The following is a 20,151-nucleotide window of genomic DNA, read 5'->3' as shown; positions in this document are numbered from 1 at the left end:
TGCTGAGAGTGTGACCTTCAACTGTAGAACCTAAAACAAACAATATCTAAAAAATCTGAGGGAATTATGAAGACTATCATTTTTTTTCGATGAATATACTTTTGCCCCAGCAGGCATTACCGCACTAGCGCAGAAACCCGGGTTTTTTACCTAATCTGTCGGCTGCAGACTCTGTAATTCGTGAAAAATCAAGGTGATTGCCGCCCGCGCGCCAGTCCTAAAAAAAACTTCGCTACATTCGACAGTCCGGGTTTTTAACCGGTGCTTGACGCAAGTCTCGGTAACTTCAACAACAGTTATTCTGCGCGTACATAATGTAGAGTTCGCTCAAATTTACGCGCCACAAAAAACCCGGACTCCCCGAGGTTATCTGTGGAACTTCTGGGGAATCAGGGTTTAAAGTAACCAATCACCCGATCTCAAAGCTAAATCCCAAAAATGAGGAAATTCTGAAAACAGCCGAATTAGGATTTTCCTGGACGCAGAAACCCAATTCATTAACATAATTGCGTGATTTTTGCAAGGAAATTACTGCGATTTGAGGGGGTTTTACCTTGATATTGTCGCTTTTTTCCGAGATTATTAGCTAACTTTTTCCCCTTCGCTTTCAAACGGTCCAGGCACCGTGAAATAGAAACTGCTGCCTTCAGAAACAACACTTTCGGCCCAAATTCTGCCGCCGTGCTGCTGTACGATGCTGCGACAGATAGCCAAACCCAAACCCGTACCTCCTTTTTGGCGCGAGTCAGAAGCATCCACCTGTTGAAATCGTCCAAAGATAGTTTCTAGTTGATCGGCAGGAATCCCCCGACCCCGATCTTTGACTTCAAATAAAACTCGTGAAGCGTAGCTATCCCGTAGGGAATCGCCCAAATCTTCAACCCTGACAGTTACTGTACACCCGCTCGGCGAAAATTTAATCGCATTGCTCAACAAATTTACCAGCATTTGAACGATCCTGTCCGGGTCAGCCCAAACTTTTGCAGAAGAGGGCAAAACCGACAAATTAATTTGATTTTCGGCCGCCACAGACAGCACAGCTTCCGCAGACTTCCGCATCAAAACCTCCGCGTCGCACCACTGCTTAATAATCGTAACTTGGCTCGATTCTAGCCGCTCTAAATCGAGAATATCATTGACCAAACGCACTAACCGTTCGGTCTGGTTCGACGCAATTTGTAACATCTTATTGGCCGTTTCCGGTTTGTCTTTGAGTACCCCAGCAGCCAGCAAACCTAAAGAACCGTGAATTGAAGTGAGCGGCGTTCGTAGTTCGTGGCTGACAATGGAAATAAACTCATTTTTCATTTTTTCAATTTCCCGGCTTTCTGTGATATCCGTGACTGTGCCGACGTGACCGATTAGTTGACCTCGGTTGGAAAAAATCGGAGCTGTTTTTAGCCAACAAAACCTGATTGTTCCGTCTAGTTTGACGTGGCGAAATTCGCAGGAAAATACCTCTTCTAGCGATCGCGATTCCGACCATTTAGACCGAATTAGTTTAATGTCTTCCGGGTGAACAAACTGCATCCAGCCGTTTCCCAAAGCTTGTGCTGCTGTGAAGCCACCAATTGCTTGACAGCGCGGATTTGTATAGGTACATTGTCCCCCACCATCGATTTTGAAAATGCCCACGGGGGAACTCTCGCTCAGAGAGCGAAATAAAGCTTCGTTTTCCCGGAGTTCTGCTTGAGAATTTCCTAGTTCTCTGGTTCGCTGCAAAACTCGCATTTCTAACAGTTCGTTGAGCTGTTGGAGGGCGGCTTCAGCTTGTTTGCGTTGCGTAGCTGCCGCCACGGCATCGCTAATATCGCGCTGCACGGCCACCCAATGGGTAAAGCAACCACTTTCGTTGGTTATGGGAACAATACTCAATTCTACCCAAAATTCCGTCCCGTCTTTGCGGCAATTTATCAACTCAACCCGCACCGGCTGCCAATTTTGCAAAGCTGTCCGAATGCTATCTAGACTTGCTCTATCTGTTTTTTCTCCTTGCAAAATGCGCGGCGTTTTGCCCAAAACTTCTTCTAGCGTATAGCCACTCATCCGCGTGAAAGCTGGGTTGACATACAGAATTCGCGGGCCCGGTTCGTCAATCGGTTCAGCTTCGGTAATTAACACCGCGTCGTTAGTCGTGGTGACTGCAGATTCCAACAAACGCAACTCTAATTCTCTAGCTTTGCGATCGGTAATTTCTCTAACAGTCCCCACCATCCGCACTGCATCGCCCGCTTCGCTATAAAAAAACTTACCTTTCCCCTCAATCCAGTGAATGCTGCCATCAGGCCAAATCACGCGGTGTTCGTGACAGAAGTTCGATCGCTGCACTCGCGCCACATTCACAGTATTCTCCAAACTTTCTAAATCTTCGGGGTAAATGCAGGCTACAAAGTTTTCATAATTTCCGGCAAAAGTTCCCGGTTTCAAACCAAACAACTCTTGGTGTTCCCTCGACCAAACAATTCGATTTTGCTGCACGTCCCAGTCCCAAAATCCGATTTTGGTAGCCGACAAAGCTAAGTTAAGCTGCTGGTTGATTTTCCGCAACTCAATGCTAGCAATCGCCACTCGCAGTTCTCGGGCAATTTCAATTTCGCACTGCTGCCAAGGCAAAGATTTTAACCTCACAGTTTCTTGCCACAAATCAAAGGAAGTGCGAGGAGACATCAACCTGCTGCCATCCGGTTTAAATTCAATTGGCCAGTCTGGTTGACCGGCCCAATTGACAGTTTGAATTGCTTCTGGACGGAACCACAAAATATAATAATTTTGCATTTCCGACAAAGCGATCACCAGCAAACCGCTAGCAACTTCTTTAAAGTTATGGGCTGGCGGATACAGTTTTGCCAGACAATCTGTATAAAAAATTTCATTATTTATTTGAGGTTTTATCCAAGCAATTAACTTTTCGATTTCTCCTAATTCCGGGGTTTTGCCGGTAGCGAGCAAATTTTCATTGGCACACACAACTCCACCGGTAGCCCCCACCAATGCCAGCCATGCCTCTGGGGATTTAAGTAAACCTTCTACAAAACAGTTTTCTTGAGAAAATTCTGCGATAAATTTACGGCAAATTTCTTTTAAAGAAATTGCATAGTTTCGATCTTCGTTATCTTGTTTGTAGTTTAGTTCTAAATTAACAAATTTGGCTAGTAATTCGCAACTCTTTCTTGTTCTGTAGTTGAGATACTTTGGTGTTTGGTGGTGACAGGCGATTAATCCCCAGAGTTTTTGATCTTTCATTAATGTCACAGTCATGCTAGCGCCAATCTTCATATTTTTTAGATATTGAAGATGGCAAGGAGAAACTGTTCTCAACAAAGAAAATTCCAGCTCCAGAGGGCAACCAGTCAGCGGATTGCAGTGAGGAATTAGTTGTACGGGCTGATAGTGAATATCGGGAATAAACCGAATTAAATTCATCGTGAACTGGTTTCTGGCCTGGTGGGGAATATCGGTAGCCGGATAGTGCAGCCCCAATAAAGGAGCTAAATTTTCTACTTTGTCTTCGGCGACGACTTTCCCGGCACCGGTGGCATCAAATTGATAGACGATCGCCCGATCGAAACCGATCGTTCTCCGCACTTCTTCAACTGCTGTCTGACACAGCGCTTGCAGGTTTGGCGTGTTGTGGATTTTGTCAATCTGCTGTTGAATCAAATCATCAGAATTGAAACAATCGCTAGCTTTGGGCGCAACAATCGGCTCTAGTTCCACAATTAATACTGAACTTGATTGATGCAGCGTTCCCTCAAAAACAGACTGGCGCTTTTGATTTTTGAATGATAATGTAATACGATTACGTTGAGAGCTATTTTCCAATAAAGCTTTTTCAATAGCCTCAATTTCCGCACTTTCAACAAATTCCTGTAAAAAATGATCCAAAAGTGCTTCGGGGTCAATGCCGAGTTCCTCAAAAGTATTGTTGCTAACTTGCAAAATTTTCAACAGCGGAGATTCTAGCACCAACAAAATACCGTGAGGTTGAATGGAACCCGGTGCGTAAATTAATTCGTATTCGCTGTCATTTAGAGCGGCTTTGTCTGAGGGTAATACCATTACTTTCGTGTTTTTGTAAATATGTTTTTAAATGAGTTTGTGTTTTTGCCTGTCGGTCATATCAAGTCTGGTCTATTGACCGCAGTAATACGAATTTCATAAAGTAGCGCTACATATTACCTTCCCCCAACCCCCCAAAGCATCGGGGGGCTATGACTTTATCCATAGCAAATCTTTAGAAAAATGGTATAAGGTTCGTGCGTGCGGACTTGCACAGGCTCAATATTGGGTACTTTTGTGGGCACGCGGGAACAGTATTTGTTATGGTAATCGACCTACATGATATCAAACATTGATCGGCACGCATCCGAATCGCACAACCTAACCATCCCAAATCTCGGTGAAAGCTTGCATTCACCGTCTCGGACATCTGCTGCATCCTTGATGTCAACAATTCCCTGAAAATCTTTGTACCTCGGGTTTACCGTCGAGTTCGGATTCCCCTCCCATCCCCCTTAAAAAGGGGAGTAGGGGTTGACGTCGATCCGCCCTAAATCACCCGATCATCCGGGGGATATGACGCTCTTGTCCCCCCTTCGATCGGAGGGCGCTGGGAGAATCGAGACTAAGCTTAACCCTGTGTCAGAGACAGTCTGTGTCTGAGTTGGCTTCGTTCCAAACGGTTCAGGAGGCGAGCAATCAATTCCGGTTCTACGATCGGCTTATTCACGTAATCGTCAGCACCCGCAACAAACATTTGGCGCACTATTTCCGACTCGGAATGAGCAGTCAAAAATAGGACTGGGAGCTTGCTCCAACGCAAATCGTTCCGTACTGCCAAACACAACTCAATACCGTTATAACCGGGCATTTCCACATCTAAAATTAGCAAATCGGGACAAGTGGTTTCGAGTACATCCCAGAATTTTTCTGGATTATCTAATGTTGTCACCTGAAATCCCCAAGGTTGTAGAATCACTTTCAGTACAGCCAATAGATGCACGTCATCATCTACCACCATAACTTTGGCTTCTGTAGAGTCCGTATGGTCGAGGAGTTGGGCGACTGCTTTGAGTATATCTGCTGCGGGAATTGATTTGTGTAAAAAGCCGGAAGCTCCCAAACGAGCAACTTCTATTCGATCGCTCAATTGATTGTGCCCGCTAAAAACCATCACCGGAATTTCGGGCTTTTCACTGCGGAGTTCGGCTAGGAGATTAAGTCCGTTTTCCTGAGTTCTGGAAAAGGTCAAATCCAGCAAAATCGCGTCGGGAGGCCGTTGAGAAATCGCATTTCTTGCGGATTGCGGAGAGTTTGCGACTTCTATCTCGAAGCCGGAACCGGAGGCGGCTATTTTTAGTCGATCGCTCTGCAAAGTATCATCATCAACAATCAGGATTCGGTATTGTTGGACAACCTGAGCAACAGGCTCGGTTTCAGGTTCCGGCGGGCGATCGAATACCTGTTTGAGCAAATCCAGAAATTCCTCCATCAGCTCAGCATTCCCAGGTTTCAAGACATTTTCCGCCTTGAACAAATGTTCGATTTTGCGCGCCACTTCCGAACCTTTCGGCAGCCCTAAAGTTCCCAAAGAACCGACTAATTTATGAGCTTGCTCCTGAGCTTCCCGTCGCAGTTCGTCCTCCAAGCTTCCGCTTTTGAGTTGAGCGATCGCGCGATAGAATATCGCCACCTTTTCGCTAAAATCGACTTTTAACTTTTCCCTAATTTGGGCGATCGCACTCAGGACTTTCAAGTGGCGATCCTCATTATTTAATTCCTGATTCTGCCCGCTGGATTCAGCAGATAAACTCTCTTGACTTCTAGTAGTTTCTGCCGTTTCCTGGAGAACTTTTTGGTTCTCCATATCCTCCGGCAGACTTTTGAGCCGATAGCCCAATCCGTACACAGTTTCGACTAAATCTACCGTCATCCCGGCTGCTTTCAGTTTGTGCCGCAACCCCTTAATGTGAGCGGTAACGGCTTCTTCTTGAGGAAATTCGCCGGACGACCAAATGCGATCGAGCATAGCGCTGCGGCTGAAAATGCGCCGGGGATTTCTCAGAAAAAGTTCCAACAAATTGTACTCTTTAGGAGTCAAATGCAGCATCTTTTCGGCATAAGTGACTTCCGTAGTATCCGGGTTGACTTGCAGTTTTTCCCAAGTCAAATTTGTACTCGACAAACTTGCCTTACCCCGGCGCAGCAAAGCCCGAATGCGAGCAATTAATTCTTTCAGATTGAAGGGTTTGACCACATAATCATCTGCACCGGCTTCTAAACCTTCAACTAAATTGCTGCTGCTATCTAGCGCCGTCAGCAGTAAAATCGGCATTTTGCAGCCGGACGATCGCAATTTCCGACACAAACTAATACCGTCTAATTTAGGAATCATCACATCCAAAACAATCAAGTCGTAATCGTAGGCCCGCGCCAAATGTAATGCTGTTTCACCGTCTGTCGCCGCATTCACATTGTAATTGTGAGCGTTGAGCGATTGAGTTAACAAATTAATTGTAATTGTGTCATCTTCTACTAGCAAAATCTTCATAAATATCACCTTTTAATTAAGCTGTTTGTGGAATGTGCGATCGATTTTTGCGGATTTCAATAGCCTGCCTCATGTCAAATGAAATTGTAACTTCTTGATACCTCTCGAACAATTATTGTGGAGTGTCGAGGATGCCTGCTCTGTACAGGCTTTTTATGAGAGGTCTTTTGTATCTCTCGTCCGATTGGTCTCGATGGGGAGCATACCCACTAATCACCCTCAACAATACTCACTTTAAACACTCTTCTCCCAAGGGAACAGGGGCGCAGGGGGTTCTGCCCGTCAAACAATAGATCGGCACGGCACAAGAGATTAAGTTGACACCCATGTTCAATAGCCTTTTCCAACTCTTATTTTAATTTGTTTCACCTCGCTCCAACAAATAGTATTTTTTCAACAGTCAAAATGTAAAGTTTTATTATGCTTGTAATTTTGGAAAAAAATTCAATTTATTACCATATTTTTACTAAAATTTCAGGGCTTTTTTGACTTCAGAGCCTGCTGAATTTTTTCGATCAGATATTGCGAAGAATTTTGCTGCTTAACTATTTCTTCTAATTCAGAAGCCGCGATTTCTGCGTGTTCTATATCTTTAACTAAAGAATGGGCTGTAACACTTTTGTTGATGCCTAAAGATTGTTTAGTATCTATAAATGAAGTAGGATTTTTTTCTGCTATTAATTCTTCCAATTCTAACAGCGCCATTTCGGCACGATCGATCTTGATGGTCACGAATTTTGCCACATTAGCACCAGCTCTTGCCGCCTCCGTGAGTTCGTGAACGCGAAGTTTAAACCGGCTGGCAATTTGCTCTATTTGAGTCCCCAATTCAAAAGTTTTACTTGCCAGTCGGCCAATTTCTAAACTCACTTGGCCAAGACCGTTGGGCTTGCTTTCCATCTGATTGGTAACTACAGCCACCTGTACTGCTAAATGCCTGACTTGTTCGATCGCCTCCCGGATGGTTCTGGAAGTGCGGTTAACTGTTTCTAGATCGTTAGCTATTGCTTTGCCAACTCCCAAAATTTTATCTGTATTGTTGCAAATAGAATTAGCACCTTGAAAAGTAGCTTGAAATGCTTGGCGACCCTCCGAGGAAATCAACTTCGCAATTCTCACAAATCGTCGATTCATTTGAGCAATTTGTTCGGCTTGTTTTGCCAGTGCCAATTCCTGAGAACTGGGAGTATTTTGCGATTTTTCTGTTTCCAGAAGTTGGGATTGTAAAAGCTTATGATATTCGCGAACTTGGGCTTGCTCTTTTTTAATTATCGCCAGATGTTTTTGTTTTTCTGCTCGGTATTTTTGAATAATTTTGTAAGCTTGCGCTAAATTTTTAGATTGCGCTATTATCAGAGTTTGAACATCCAAAAGGCGGAGTGTGTGGTTTTTCATTACCACAATAATTGGTTCATAAATCAAGTCTTTTTGCCTGTTGAGAGAGGCTTGCACGGCATCGTCAATTTTCCAGTTTTCCTCCATCACCAAAGGCGGAATTCTGATAAAATCTAACAAAGAGCGAATCGGGTGCTGCCCGTAAAGTTCTACGCGATCGGGAAGAATCATTTGCTCTCGAAATTTGACACGAGAAATCATTCCCAACACCTGCGATTCGTGAGTAATAATTACTCCCGGCAGGTCTGGTTCTTGCTCGAATTTTTCAGCCACTACCTGTCCTAGAGTTGCAGCACTCACTTGGCAGTGGTGAGACGGCAGATGTCCGATAGTGAAATCGGGGGTGAGTTGAGTTGGATTGCTCATTTACCCGGATAGTGTTAAGTAGAAGTTAACAAATTATATATTGATATTATACTGGAATAAGATTGTTTAAAGTAATCACAACTATAGGGAGAAATGTACTCTCCTACTCGCAGGCCTGATGAGAGCCTGCCTTCTGATTACTTTCATCTCAAGTCTTTGGGAGCGTTCGCGCCTGCTGCGCCCCGGTTTCGTCCCTAAAATATCGGGCTCGATCTTGTGTTCTTGAAAACAACCGGAAAAATACCTAGATTGAAACCAAAAAGCTTAAGTCGAACTTTGCCACTAGCAACCTTTGAGGCTGCTTACCAGTTGTTACAGCAAATGGCTGAACTCCCGGGGGCGATTTGGCTGGCGGACGATGCTCCTGCCTTTACTGAAAATCGGGAAAACTCGTCAGAACGGTTTGCAGCAGTAATATCAGATGGGTTTAGCGCGCTGCTGCGGGGGAAGCCCTTAGATGCTGCTGCAACAAACGAACGCAAACACAGCGAAAAATATCTCAATTGGCAATTAAATGTGGAGTTGACTTTTGAGCCAGAGGCGATCGCAAATTTTCTCTCTCCCATAGTAGCAAAAATCGCCCAAATAACGCCCGGAACCAAGGGAAAAATTAATATTCGTACCCTCAAACAAGCCATTAACAATATACAGCCAAACTCGGCCTTTATTCAAAGCGAATTTACCCTAAATTTGCTGGATATTCTCGCAATCGATGCCAGCAAAAACAATCACCAGCCCCTACAAGCCCAAACGGAAATAGAGGAAAATTCCGCGCCCCAACCGATCGCTCCCGAAACGCTACAGCACCAGATGACCGAAGTGGGCGATCGCGCAGAAGAAATGCCAAATTCCTGCATTCAATTTTGTCAGCCAGTGGAAGATGCTTTGCAGCAGCAGCTCGCACAAGAGCGACTTTTGAATCAGGTGACAACTCAAATCCGCCAGAGTTTGGAATTGCCTGTCATTTTGTCAAAAGCAGTTTCGAGAGTGCGAGAGTTTTTGGATGTAGATCGCCTGTTAATTTATCAATTTGAAAAAGTGCCAGCCTCTCCCGATGGCAAATTAAGTAAACAAATACTGGCAGAGGTTTCTGCGTCTGGCGAAGTCAAAGAAAATTCCCAGTATTTCTTATATTTAGGTCGCGTCACCTACGAAGCTTTAGCCAGCGACGCTATCTCGTCTGTACTAAATTTTAGTGAAGGTGCCGAGTGTTTTCCCGATGGAATCATCGACAGAGAAAAGTATCGCAAAGGTTTGGCTTTGTGCGTCGCGGATGTCGAAAAAACTTACTCTTCGCACCCTTGTTTTTTAGAGTTGATGCGGCGGGCTCAGGTGCGGGCGAAATTGCTAGTGCCGATCGTAGTTCAAGACGACTTGTGGGGGCTGCTAATTGCCCACCAGTTTACTGTGCGGGAGTGGGAAGAAAGCAAAATAACATTTTTGCGACAAATAGCAGAACATTTGGCGATCGCCATTTACCAAGCCGAACTTTATGCAGAAGTTCAGCAACAAAAGCGCACCTCAGAACAGCGCGTCATAGAGCGCACGCGAGAACTGCGCGATGCACTGGTCGCCGCCCAGTCTGCCAGCCTCGCCAAGAGCGAATTTTTGGCAGCTATGAGCCACGAATTGCGGACTCCCCTCACCTGCGTCATCGGCATTTCCGACACGCTGTTGCGGTGGTCTTACGGCAAAGTTGGCACCAAACAAGTGCCGCTGCAAAAGCAACGACAATACCTGCAAACTATCCGAGATAGCGGCGACCACTTATTAGAATTAATCAACGATATTTTAGATTTATCGCAAGTAGAAGCGGGAAAAGCAATCTTAAAAATTAGTGAATTTTCAATTTCTAAATTAGCTTCCCAGAGCCTGCACGCCCTCAAAGAAAAAGCTGCGGCTAAAGGAGTAGAATTAATACAAGAACAGCGGGTAAAACAAGAGTGCGATCGCTTCACCGCCGATCCGCGCCGCCTGAGACAAATTCTGTTCAATCTCTTAGGAAATGCGATCAAATTTACTCCCGAAGGCGGGCGAGTCATCCTGCGAGTTTGGGTGACAGAAGATAAAAATCAAACGCCTGCAGTGCGACAGCCGGGTACTGCACCTGCAGGTAGCACCGCTGTGTTTCAAATCAAAGATACCGGCATTGGAATTCCCGAAAATCAGCGATCGCTCTTGTTTCAAAAATTCCAGCAATTAGATTCCCCCTACCGCCGCGAATACGGCGGTACCGGTCTGGGATTAGCCTTAACCAAACAGTTAGTAGAACTTCACGGCGGCGCGATCGAAGTCAACTCTACAGTTGATGTCGGCTCTACTTTTACCGTTTTTATACCGAGTCAAACTAAAAGCAAAGATGAATCCACAAAATTCAAATATGAAAAATCCAATTCATCTTTACCGCTGCACTCCTCCTCCCTGCGAGGCAGCATCGTGCTCGTCGAAGAAGATGAAGAAACTGCCATGCTCATTTGCGATATCCTGACAGCAGCAGGACTGCAAGTAGTGTGGATGATTGAAGGTTCGGCAGCCGTAGAACAAATTGAACTTTTGCAACCGAATGCTGTGATTGTAGATATGCGTTTACCAGGGATGAATGGCTGCGAAATAATCCAACAACTGCGCCAAAAACCAGCTACTGAAAATCTCAAAATCCTGGCTTTAAGCGCCCAGGAAATTCCTGCAGATCGAGTATCTTTCGTGACAGCGGGAGCTAACGATTGTTTGGCTAAACCGATTCACCCTCAGCAATTGCTAGACAAAATTCTTTCTTTAATGGTGGGGATTGGTAATGGATAATTGGGCATGGGGCATGGGCCCGCGCAGGGCATTGGCCCGCGCAGGGCGAGCGCGAAGCGGAGGGATGGGCCCGCGCAGGGCGAGCGCGAAGCGGAGGGATGGGGCATTGGCCCGCGCAGGGCGAGCGCGAAGCGGAGGGATGGGGCATGGGCCCGCGCAGGGCATGGGCCCGCGCAGGGCATTTAATATAATTGAGTTTTTGAGGTAATTATGGGAAGACCTGATTTTGAGGAATTAGAGGTTTATAAGTTAGCGGAAAGTTTGGCGAATCAGATTTGGGAGATTGTTAAAAAATGGGATTACTTCACAAAAGATACGATGGGCAAACAGATCGTTCGGTCTGCTGATAGTGTATGTGCTAATATTGCTGAAGGAAGAGGTCGTTATAATGACCAAGATAATCGGCGTTTTGTAAAAATTGCGCTTAGGCTCTTTGTACGAAACCGTAAACTGGTTAAGATTAGCCTATGCTAGACAACTTATCACAAGCGAAGAAGTAAGCAAATTTAAACCAATTGTCGATAAATTACTACCAAAACTTAACGCTTATTTGAGTTCCATAGGACACAGGGAATAAATTACAAAAAAATCCCAATTCCCAATCCCCGATGCCCTGCGCGGGCCGATGCCCAATGCCGCGGGCCCATCCCTTCGCTGGGCCCTGCGCGGGCCGATTCCCAATTCCCAATTCCCAATTCCCAATTCCCAATTCCCAATTCCCAATTCCCCATGATTAATTGTCAAATTCCTACAGGATTAATTGTTTCTTGTCAAGCACCTGCCGATTCGCCGCTGCACGATCCGATCGTCATTGCGGCAATGGCTCGCACCGCTGTCAATCGAGGGGCTGCGGGGGTGCGGATTGACTCTCCGGCTCACATTGCGGCGGTGCGAAAACAGGTATCGGCTCCGATAATTGGGATTTGGAAGCAGCAATTGCCGGGATGCGAGATTTACATTACTCCTCGGTTTGAAGACGCGCGGGCGATCGCCACTTCTGGAGCCGATATTATCGCCGTTGACGCTACTCTGAGAAACCGTCCTCCTGGCGAAGACTTAAAGACGTTAATCGATCGAATTCACAGCGAATTAGGGAAATTGGTGATGGCGGATGTAGACACGATCGAAGCTGCGATCGCGGCGGCCCAAGCTGGTGCAGATACTGTCGCAACTACTCTTTTTGGCTACACTCCCCAGACGCAAAATTTCTCGCCGCCCGGATTTGATTTGCTCGCCCAAATGGTAGAAAAGCTTAAGATTCCAGTTATCTGCGAAGGCGGAATCGCCGGGCCAGAAATGGCAAAAAAAGCATTACACTTAGGAGCCGCCGCTGTAGTTGTCGGCACAGATATTACTGGAATTGACATCAAAGTAACAGCCTATAAGTCGGTGATTGGGAAGTAAGAAGGAAGAAGGAAGAAGGAAGAGGGAATATGGGACAACTAAGAAGGGAGAAAGAAGAAGGAATAAGGAATATTCGGCGATTGAAATCGGTTCTAGAGAAACGAAACGCGCAAGGTAATGTGTGGAAATATCGGGCGATTTCGATCGCCCTTTTTCTGGGGAAATTGCTAAATCAGCGCGCTATTGATAAAGCTGCTAACTGCTGCCAGGGCGATCGCCCCCAATACCGTGCTCCACAGGCCCATCCGTAGGTGAAATCCTTCCACTAGCTTCGCAGCAGAGGCAAAAACGATCGCATTCATCACAAAAGCAAACACGCCGGAAAGCAATCCCAGCGTCAGTAAGTTCGGCACGAAAAAAACTGTTTTCAGAATGGGCAAAATTAAAACATTCAACAATCCCAACACCGCAGCGGAAATTACGGCTTTCGGTGTGCTGTCAATTTCCACACCGATTGGCAGTTGAGAAATTAGCAGCAAGCTGCTGCCAGTCACCAGCCAAGCAATCAAAAAATCGAGTGGTTCCACAGCGCCTGTACCTCCTGAGAAGTTGAATTGTCACAAAAACTTGATATTTAAAATCTACTTTAATCACAAAATATCGCTGATTCGTCTGCCAACCGGTAGAATTTCTGTCTGTCACTAAAGAGTGAGAATTTATAATGGTTGCATCTTCCACCAAATAATCCGGATGGCAACTGCATCTACTTGTTAGTTGAATAAAAGAGCAGATTAATTAATATGGCTGGCGATTTTTCTTTTAAATCTCACGTCCGATTCGACAAAAATGCCTTGGATAATGGTACGCGCCAGCGCAGCCGATCGTTCCAAGTGATGGTTTTGATGCTGCTAGTCACTACTTTGGTGACGCTGCCGGTATTTCGTCTGGCAGAACTGCAACTGGTACAGGGAGCATACAACCGACAGCGGGCGGAAAATAACCGCATTCGCCCTGTTTCTGTCGCAGCTAATCGCGGTCAAATTTTAGACCGCAACGGCAAAATTTTTGCGGCTAACCGCGTATCTCGATCGGTTTATCTGTGGCCGAAAGAGCGATCGACCAAAGACTGGCAAGAAGTCGCCGCTACACTAGGCCCGATCGTCAAACTTCCCGCAGCCGAAATTATCAAAAAAATCGATGAAGCAGGCTACAAATCTGCCCTCCCAGTGCGAATTAGTAAAAATATCGATGTCGGTACTTTTGTCGCCTTGGGAGAACAAGCTAATACTTTGCGGGGAGTTGAAATTCGCGCCGAATCGAGCCGAGACAATCCCAACGAGCAACTTGCAGCTCACCTTTTGGGATACGTAGGCGAAGCTACTTTAGACGAATTAAAAGCTAATCCTACATATCCGATGGGAATGATTGTCGGTCAAATGGGAGTTGAAAAATTAGCCAATAAAAATTTAGAAGGCGTTTGGGGAAACCGTTTGATCGAGGTGAATGCTAAGGGTGAGGAAATCCAAGATTTAGGGGTAAAAGCTCCTATTCCCGGCAAACCGGTGCAGCTAACTTTAGATTTGGATATGCAGAAAACTGCAGAAAAAGCTTTGGGCGATCGCCTGGGTGCAGTTGTGGCGATCGATATCAAAACCGGAGCTCTTTTAACAATGGCTAGTTGGCCGACGTTTGACCCCAATATTTTCACTCGCAAGGTAACTCAAAAAGAATGGGATCGACTGCAAGGGCCAGACAAACCATTTTTAAATCGGGCAGTTCAAGGCTATCCAGTCGGCAGCACTTTTAAGATTGTAACTTCTGTAGCCGGGATGGAGTCGGGCAAGTTTTCTCCTGACTCGACTTTACTATCATCTTCTTCAATTAATATCGGCGGAATTACCTTTAACGAACACGGCGCTGGTTACGGCGTTATCGGTTTTCGGGACGCTTTAGCCTACAGCAGCAATACATTTTTCTATCAAGTAGGCATGGCTGTAGGGCCGGAAGAAATGGCGAAATGGGCTAAAAAAATGGGCATTGGCGGTGCTATTAATTTAAAGCTTTTGGGGTTGGATGCATCCAATCACGGTCAAGTTCCGATCCCTGCTGAGAAACAGAAAATGTATGGGGAAGATTGGTATGTGGGCGATACGGTAACAATGGCGATCGGTCAAGGTTTGGTACTTTGTACTCCCCTAGAATTGGCTGTGATGGTGTCAACTATTGCCAATGGCGGTTCGCGATTGCAGCCACATTTGTTGGCTTCTCAAACCAATACGCCTATTACTAAAAAAATCCCAACAGGTATTAAGCCGGCAACTTTAAACGTCATTAAACAAGGATTGATTGACGTGGTGAAAAAAGGTACAGGCCGCGCGATGAATGACGGTACTATTCCTTTAAGTGCTGGTAAAACTGGAACTGTGGAAATGCCCGGTCATCCTGACAATGCTATGTATGTAGGTTTTGCTCCCGCTGACAAGCCGGAAATTGCGATCGCAGTTATTGTTGAAGGCGGTGGATTTGGTGCGGTTTCGGCGGCACCCATTGCTCAAGAGGTATTCCGAACCTATTTTAAAAATCAGGGTTTTAAACCTACTAATAAACCTTTCTAGTCATGAGTTAATTGGTGACTGTTGACAGTTCATATTTTGTGGTATAGGGTGCGCGAGGCGCACCTTTTTGCTATCAGTGCGCTCAAAAGTTTTCCCCTACCAATTGTCTCCTATCGTTTCCGGTTGCATCGGAATGATTTAACCTTACTAGAACACAGAGAACACAGAGAGGTCAGAGAGAAATGAATAATTCCGATCCTAATGGAATTGATATCACTTCCAAGAAAATGCGATTTCTTAAAAAGATTAACAGCGGTAAGGTGTGCATTGCACACCTTACATAATTTGATTCTGCGTCCTAGAATTTAAAAATGGTCGGACGGTTTACAGATACAAAAAGTTAAAAATCTAATTAATGCCTCTTTCTAAAATAATCATTTCCGAACCAACAATTGGACTTCTAGCGATTAATTTACCTTCGGAATTGGCAATTTGTAACTTGCTGAAATCGAGTGCATTAGCTTCTTTCCACATTTTACTTGCTAGCTGATTTTGCTCTGTTGTGCTGAGATTGTACCAATCTTCAGCGACATTCACTGTCAAAAGGCCGATGGAGAAATCAGCTTGAACAGACCTAACTAAACCGCCGCCAAGTCGATCGGTAATGTCAGCAACTTGAGTTTGAATTGCAGCAATCAAAGACTGTTCCGGCGTTAGTGGTGGCGGGATAATTTCTATCGATTGCGGTTTGTCTGGTGCTACTAAATCGGGCGATTTGCTTTTTAATTTAGCGGATGTTGGCTGAGAATTTGCGATCGCCTCTGGTGATTTGGCTGTGTCCGGCAAAAAATCGCTAAAGGTAGCCGGCGACTGCGGCGGTGCTGCAATAGGCGCTTTTGCTAGTTGTTCCGGCGGTTTTGCTGAGAAACTGTTGAAAGTTAAACCGACTGCAACTATGAGAATTGCTGCTAAGGAAGCGTTTAAAATTGGATCTGACACCTTGGCACTGACAACAGGCGGTAGCAGCTCGCGCACTAACCGCACAATACTTTGCCAAAGTACAACGACTTTCTCTAAAAAACTGTCGCCTGCGGGTTTTGATACAGACTTTTTACGATCGGATTTTACCGCAACTTTTGGCGGGGGAACGCTGTTAACTTCCGCTTTAACTTCTGCAGCAACAGCCGGAGGAGTTACTGTTGCTGAGTCAGAAGCGGTGGGCGCGATCGGCCTTTGGGGCTGCAACGGGGGTTCTGCTGCTACATTTTTCCCTTTTTTCCCCAAATTCCGAATTGAGAAAATCAAAGCTTTGATTTTCTGATTTTTGGGAACAGCGCTGCTGGCATTTTGAGCTTGGCTGGGTGTGGCGGCAGACTTTGCAGCCGCCTCGCCAACCTCCACTTTCGGAGATTGAGACGCTTCTGGAGTTGGTTGGTTTAGTTGTTCTTCTGACATTTTCTTTGCCTTGGAGCGTTGCAAATATATCTAATATATCTAAAGATAAATTTTAGTTGAGCCTTCTGGGCCTTAATTTATCATTTTATTAGTTCTAACTGAATCATCATGAGCCTTAAACGCCGTCACTTTCTATTTTTAGCCAGTCTCAGCAGCTTAGGTTTTACCGGAGTCTGGAAAATGCTTCAGCTTCGGACTTCCTGGGGGACAGACGCGAATGCTGCTGTACCTTCTAATGTTGAGGGCCAAAGGGCGATCGTCCCATTGCCAGCCTCACCGCCTATTTTACGCTTTATTTCGGTTGCCGACACCGGTACCGGGGCCCAAGGTCAGTATGCTGTGGCTGAGGCGATGACCCAATATCACGGGGAAAATCCTTTTAATATTGCTGTTCTCGCCGGCGACAATATCTACAATAACGGCGAAATTGAACAAATTAATGCTGTTTTCGAGAAGCCTTATCAGTCATTATTGCAGCAAGGCGTAAAATTTTATGCTTGTCTGGGAAATCACGACATCCGCACTGCTAACGGCGACCCGCAAGTTAAATATGCGGGTTTTAATATGCAAGGTCGCTACTATACTTTTCGGCGCGATCCGGTACAGTTTTTTGCATTAGATACCAATCGTAATGCAGACTGGGAAAATCAGCTTGTTTGGCTGGAAAAAGAGTTGACTCAGAGCACCGCACCGTGGAAAGTTGTGTTCGGCCACCACCAGATTTATTCTTCTGGTATCTACGGAGTGAATCAACCTTTTCTTAAGACTTTGACGCCTTTGTTTAAAAAGTACGGCGTGCAGCTTTATATCAACGGACACGAGCACAGTTACGAACGCACCCGATCGATTAACGGTACGACTTATTTGACTTGTGGGGCGGGCGGGGGTACTCGTCCGGTGGGGCGTTCTGAGTGGACGGAGCATTCTGCTAGTCTGCTGAGTTTTGCGACGTTTGATGTCTATGAAGACCGGATGTTTGTCAGTTCTATCGGTACTGACAAGCGGGTTTTTGACCGGGGAGTGATTGAAGTGCGATCGGCTTAATTCACATTATATTCAGGAGCCAACAAAATGAATAGGGGTTGTAGAGCCAATAAAACTGGTTTTGTTTTAGAAGCAACTGTAGAAGGTACCTTGAGAGGTCATGGATATCTCGAAATATGTCCTGAGTTGCCAAAAAAGCGCAAGTTAGATTGGCTCTTGCTCTCAACGCAAAATCACAAGCGATATGCTAAACAAGTTTATATCGGGTCTAGCATTTATGAAACAGAAATAAATGTCGATTTTTATATTGTTAGTTCTGCTTCGTTTCCTCTTGGTCTAATTGTTGAGTGCAAGTGGCAAGAAGATAAAGGATCTGTTGATGAAAAGTATCCCTACCTCAATTTAAATATTAAAACTTGCTATCGGGTTCCGACTATTGTGATCGTGGGCGGCAATGGGATGAGGCAAGGTTCGATCGACTGGTTTAAAAAACAAATTCCCGACAATCAAAATCTTTTGGGGGTTTACAAGCTCGAAGGTTTTATTACCTGGGCAAACAAACATTTGTAATCACACATTATACCAATTCCGGTTGCACTCCTGGTGATGTTAACTGTTAACAGTCAACACTCAACAGTCAACGGTTAACAGTCAACAGTGAATTTATTATTCCGATGAAGAGAGGATTTGATATTACATCAAGATTTATTCGTTACCGATCGCGATCGCCCTTTTTCCATTCGCTACAGTACAGTTGCATTTTTTGCAGAAACTGCTATGATTTGCGGTAACGCAGGATTCAAATATTTTAATTTTATTAAATTGAAAAAAAGCGCCTTTTTTTTTCGAGTTAAACCCTTGACTGTCAGGTTTTTTGGAGGTATCATTTAATAATGGGAGTGGTGGCAAAAATAAAATTTAAGTTACCACTTCCATTATCTAAAATATACCACAGAAGTCTAGATAAATCAATAGGTAATAGTTCCTTTTTTAGCCAATTTTTTGACCCTTGTTCTACGAGTTTTCCGTTGAGTAGCTTGAAATCCACGAAGAAGCCGTATTTCTGAAACCACTGTTTCAGGGCTTACACATGGGGGCGATCGACCCGGTTTCTGAAGTCACGGGCTGCCGTACCAAATATGTTTAAGTAGAGGCTTTGCAAAGAGTGTTTATTTAAATTGAACTTATTAATAATTCCTTGACTAGACCGCGTTTGTAGCTATTAGAATTAATTCCCCTAGATGCTGATATTTCAATTTGTTTGGGGAGATGATTTTTTCTGAAAGCTTGACTGTCGCTGTAGATTTGAGCGATAAAATCGCAGTTAGAATTAGACAGCATAACTTTCACGCGGCGTTGGGCAAGTTCTACAAAAACATCTCTTAATTTAATCTGTTCCGATTCTTTGAAATTATCTCGGCTGTAAGCGGTGAAGTTACTTGTGGCACTAATCGGATAGTAAGGTGGGTCAAAATAAACAAAGTCTTTACTGCTTGTAGCAAACTCCAAAATTTCATCGAATTTTCTTACTTCAATTTGAGCGGGCGCGAGTAAAGAGGAGACCGATCGCAATAAATCGGCTTGACAAATGTTAGGATTTTTGTATCTGCCCATCGGAACATTAAATTGACCTTTGGAGTTTTCTCTGTAGAGGCCGTTGTAACAAGTTTTATTGAGGTAAATCAGCCGTGCTGCTTTTTCTGTAGCTGTATTGTAGGAGCGCGATCGCACCGAGTAATAATAGGCTTGATTGTCTTTGCTATGTTCAGAGGCGTGCTCTAACAAAAGCTCAATCAGTTCCTCGACTTTATCCCTGACACAGCGATAAGCATTAATCAACTCAGGATTAATATCTGTTAACACAGCTTGCAAAGAAGGGTTCTGTTGTGCTAAGTAAAAAAAGACGGCTCCGCCGCCCAAAAAAGGCTCGTAGTAAGTGGTGAACTTTTCAGGAAAATAAGGTTGATATTGTCCGATCAACCTAGTTTTGCCTCCAGCCCATTTCAGAAAAGGACGCGGCAAGACGAAAGAAGGTGCGGCAGCAGACATTTACTTAGAAATAACAGCCCTATAATATTTATCACAACTACAACTAAATATACATACTTCTCTCATTTGTCACGGGAGGTATGGTGGCATTAAACAGACAGTGCCCGATCGACCGATCGAAAATATTCGTTAGAATTATATATATCAGCCTCGCGGGCAAAAACGCCCGATCGCCCGAGGAGCCGATTTAGCTCCGGCTGTGCCAAAATTATCTAACTCGCTCACAAGTGTTACCAGTCAACGATCGAGCTGTAACAAATTACCCCATCTGCGCTCATGCAAGATTTCATTAATAACGTCTCTAGGTACCCCCGTTTTTTGATTACTGTCTGTCTCGGAATCTTCTTTTTCCTGTTCGAGCGACTCAAACCTCTACTCGATCGACCGGCAACAGCCATCGTCCTGGTTACTTCGATTGTAGCGACTTTTGTCTTTCTAACTTTTACCCTGCGCGCCATGTTAGGTCTGAGCCCGGTTTAAAAGCAAGTTTCGGCCCGAAAAAGCCGGCTCACTCTGACAAACTGTGGCCCGCTTGGAAAGGCAGGTAGAGAGTTTAGGGAAGTTTCTGCTGCTGAGTTTGAGCGGAAACACTAATCACTAAAGCCAACACAATTCTGATGTGCGATCGCCCGCGCCGGCAATAGCCGCTGC

At 45.0% G+C, this 20,151-nt stretch carries 15 protein-coding genes; 8 read left to right on the top strand and 7 right to left on the bottom strand.

Features of this window, described 5'->3' with window-relative positions; all coding sequences use genetic code 11:
* Window positions 1–582 precede the first annotated feature (582 nt).
* The 3 genes from QUA01_RS00325 to QUA01_RS00315 all read right to left on the bottom strand — a co-directional run bounded on the left by QUA01_RS00325 (window position 583) and on the right by QUA01_RS00315 (window position 8,311).
* The gene (locus QUA01_RS00325; protein ID WP_194067640.1) at window positions 583–4,059 is read right to left on the bottom strand and encodes a PAS domain S-box protein; all 3,477 of its coding nucleotides are present in this window, start codon (window positions 4,057–4,059) and stop codon (window positions 583–585) included.
* Between the two features lie 571 nt (window positions 4,060–4,630).
* On the bottom strand, window positions 4,631–6,550 hold the full coding sequence (locus tag QUA01_RS00320; protein WP_333088526.1) for a response regulator: 1,920 nt from the start codon (window positions 6,548–6,550) through the stop codon (window positions 4,631–4,633).
* A gap of 474 nt (window positions 6,551–7,024) precedes the next feature.
* Window positions 7,025–8,311, bottom strand: a complete 1,287-nt coding sequence (locus QUA01_RS00315; protein ID WP_333088524.1) for a chemotaxis protein — start codon at window positions 8,309–8,311, stop codon at window positions 7,025–7,027.
* A 249-nt stretch (window positions 8,312–8,560) separates the two neighbouring features.
* Here QUA01_RS00315 and QUA01_RS00310 point away from each other — a divergent pair, with 249 nt between their 5' ends.
* The 3 genes from QUA01_RS00310 to QUA01_RS00300 all read left to right on the top strand — a co-directional run bounded on the left by QUA01_RS00310 (window position 8,561) and on the right by QUA01_RS00300 (window position 11,690).
* A complete protein-coding gene (locus QUA01_RS00310; RefSeq protein ID WP_333088521.1) occupies window positions 8,561–11,113 on the top strand; it encodes a hybrid sensor histidine kinase/response regulator in 2,553 nt (850 codons plus the stop codon).
* Window positions 11,114–11,323: 210 nt separating this feature from the next.
* The gene (locus QUA01_RS00305) at window positions 11,324–11,587 is read left to right on the top strand and encodes a four helix bundle protein (protein ID WP_333088519.1); all 264 of its coding nucleotides are present in this window, start codon (window positions 11,324–11,326) and stop codon (window positions 11,585–11,587) included.
* Window positions 11,532–11,690 carry a four helix bundle protein gene (locus tag QUA01_RS00300; RefSeq protein WP_333088517.1) on the top strand — a complete coding sequence of 53 codons (159 nt, stop codon included), beginning with the start codon at window positions 11,532–11,534 and terminating at the stop codon, window positions 11,688–11,690. Before QUA01_RS00305 ends, QUA01_RS00300 begins: the two co-directional genes overlap by 56 nt.
* Window position 11,691: 1 nt before the next feature.
* On the opposite strand, the gene QUA01_RS00295 is transcribed toward QUA01_RS00300, so the two are convergent.
* Window positions 11,692–11,844 carry a hypothetical protein gene (locus QUA01_RS00295; RefSeq protein ID WP_333088515.1) on the bottom strand — a complete coding sequence of 51 codons (153 nt, stop codon included), beginning with the start codon at window positions 11,842–11,844 and terminating at the stop codon, window positions 11,692–11,694.
* Between QUA01_RS00295 and QUA01_RS00290 the strand changes: the two genes are divergently transcribed.
* Window positions 11,843–12,517 carry an N-acetylmannosamine-6-phosphate 2-epimerase gene (locus QUA01_RS00290; RefSeq protein WP_333088514.1) on the top strand — a complete coding sequence of 225 codons (675 nt, stop codon included), beginning with the start codon at window positions 11,843–11,845 and terminating at the stop codon, window positions 12,515–12,517. The genes QUA01_RS00295 and QUA01_RS00290 overlap by 2 nt on opposite strands.
* A gap of 167 nt (window positions 12,518–12,684) precedes the next feature.
* Here the strand turns inward: QUA01_RS00290 and QUA01_RS00285 are convergent, their stop codons facing one another.
* Window positions 12,685–13,044 carry a phage holin family protein gene (locus QUA01_RS00285; RefSeq protein WP_333088512.1) on the bottom strand — a complete coding sequence of 120 codons (360 nt, stop codon included), beginning with the start codon at window positions 13,042–13,044 and terminating at the stop codon, window positions 12,685–12,687.
* A gap of 213 nt (window positions 13,045–13,257) precedes the next feature.
* Here QUA01_RS00285 and mrdA point away from each other — a divergent pair, with 213 nt between their 5' ends.
* Window positions 13,258–15,072, top strand: a complete 1,815-nt coding sequence (gene mrdA, locus QUA01_RS00280; protein ID WP_333088511.1) for a penicillin-binding protein 2 — start codon at window positions 13,258–13,260, stop codon at window positions 15,070–15,072.
* Between the two features lie 348 nt (window positions 15,073–15,420).
* Here mrdA and QUA01_RS00275 read toward each other — a convergent pair whose 3' ends face one another.
* Complete coding sequence (locus tag QUA01_RS00275) at window positions 15,421–16,467, bottom strand: hypothetical protein (RefSeq protein WP_333088509.1); 1,047 nt, start codon at window positions 16,465–16,467, stop codon at window positions 15,421–15,423.
* A 108-nt stretch (window positions 16,468–16,575) separates the two neighbouring features.
* On the opposite strand from QUA01_RS00275, the gene QUA01_RS00270 reads away from it, so the two are divergent.
* Window positions 16,576–17,511, top strand: coding sequence for a metallophosphoesterase family protein (locus QUA01_RS00270; protein ID WP_333088506.1), 936 nt, complete (start codon window positions 16,576–16,578; stop codon window positions 17,509–17,511).
* Window positions 17,512–17,538: 27 nt separating this feature from the next.
* Window positions 17,539–18,021 (top strand): PD-(D/E)XK nuclease superfamily protein, encoded by a 483-nt coding sequence (locus QUA01_RS00265; RefSeq protein WP_333088505.1) that lies wholly within the window; start codon window positions 17,539–17,541, stop codon window positions 18,019–18,021.
* Between the two features lie 603 nt (window positions 18,022–18,624).
* On the opposite strand, the gene QUA01_RS00260 is transcribed toward QUA01_RS00265, so the two are convergent.
* The gene (locus QUA01_RS00260) at window positions 18,625–19,500 is read right to left on the bottom strand and encodes a DNA adenine methylase (RefSeq protein ID WP_333088503.1); all 876 of its coding nucleotides are present in this window, start codon (window positions 19,498–19,500) and stop codon (window positions 18,625–18,627) included.
* 276 nt (window positions 19,501–19,776) lie between these two features.
* Here QUA01_RS00260 and QUA01_RS00255 point away from each other — a divergent pair, with 276 nt between their 5' ends.
* Window positions 19,777–19,980, top strand: coding sequence for a DUF751 family protein (locus tag QUA01_RS00255; protein WP_194011343.1), 204 nt, complete (start codon window positions 19,777–19,779; stop codon window positions 19,978–19,980).
* The last annotated feature ends 171 nt before the right edge of the window (window positions 19,981–20,151 follow it).

The sequence above is a fragment of the Microcoleus sp. S36a_B3 genome, from assembly GCF_036700745.1.
Classification (GTDB): Bacteria; Cyanobacteriota; Cyanobacteriia; order Cyanobacteriales; family Microcoleaceae; genus Microcoleus.
Note: the sequence above shows the minus strand (reverse complement) of the source record. Positions and strands in the feature narration are given on the sequence as shown.

Excerpts from the sequence above, each read along its gene's own strand:
- QUA01_RS00325 (WP_194067640.1), bottom strand. The coding sequence starts at position 4,059 with ATGGTATTACCCTCAGACAAAGCCGCTCTAAATGACAGCGAATACGAA.
- QUA01_RS00320 (WP_333088526.1), bottom strand. The coding sequence starts at position 6,550 with ATGAAGATTTTGCTAGTAGAAGATGACACAATTACAATTAATTTGTTA.
- QUA01_RS00315 (WP_333088524.1), bottom strand. The coding sequence starts at position 8,311 with ATGAGCAATCCAACTCAACTCACCCCCGATTTCACTATCGGACATCTG.
- QUA01_RS00305 (WP_333088519.1), top strand. The coding sequence starts at position 11,324 with ATGGGAAGACCTGATTTTGAGGAATTAGAGGTTTATAAGTTAGCGGAA.
- QUA01_RS00290 (WP_333088514.1), top strand. The coding sequence starts at position 11,843 with ATGATTAATTGTCAAATTCCTACAGGATTAATTGTTTCTTGTCAAGCA.
- QUA01_RS00295 (WP_333088515.1), bottom strand. The coding sequence starts at position 11,844 with ATGGGGAATTGGGAATTGGGAATTGGGAATTGGGAATTGGGAATTGGG.
- mrdA (WP_333088511.1), top strand. The coding sequence starts at position 13,258 with ATGGCTGGCGATTTTTCTTTTAAATCTCACGTCCGATTCGACAAAAAT.
- QUA01_RS00275 (WP_333088509.1), bottom strand. The coding sequence starts at position 16,467 with ATGTCAGAAGAACAACTAAACCAACCAACTCCAGAAGCGTCTCAATCT.
- QUA01_RS00270 (WP_333088506.1), top strand. The coding sequence starts at position 16,576 with ATGAGCCTTAAACGCCGTCACTTTCTATTTTTAGCCAGTCTCAGCAGC.
- QUA01_RS00265 (WP_333088505.1), top strand. The coding sequence starts at position 17,539 with ATGAATAGGGGTTGTAGAGCCAATAAAACTGGTTTTGTTTTAGAAGCA.
- QUA01_RS00260 (WP_333088503.1), bottom strand. The coding sequence starts at position 19,500 with ATGTCTGCTGCCGCACCTTCTTTCGTCTTGCCGCGTCCTTTTCTGAAA.
- QUA01_RS00255 (WP_194011343.1), top strand. The coding sequence starts at position 19,777 with ATGCAAGATTTCATTAATAACGTCTCTAGGTACCCCCGTTTTTTGATT.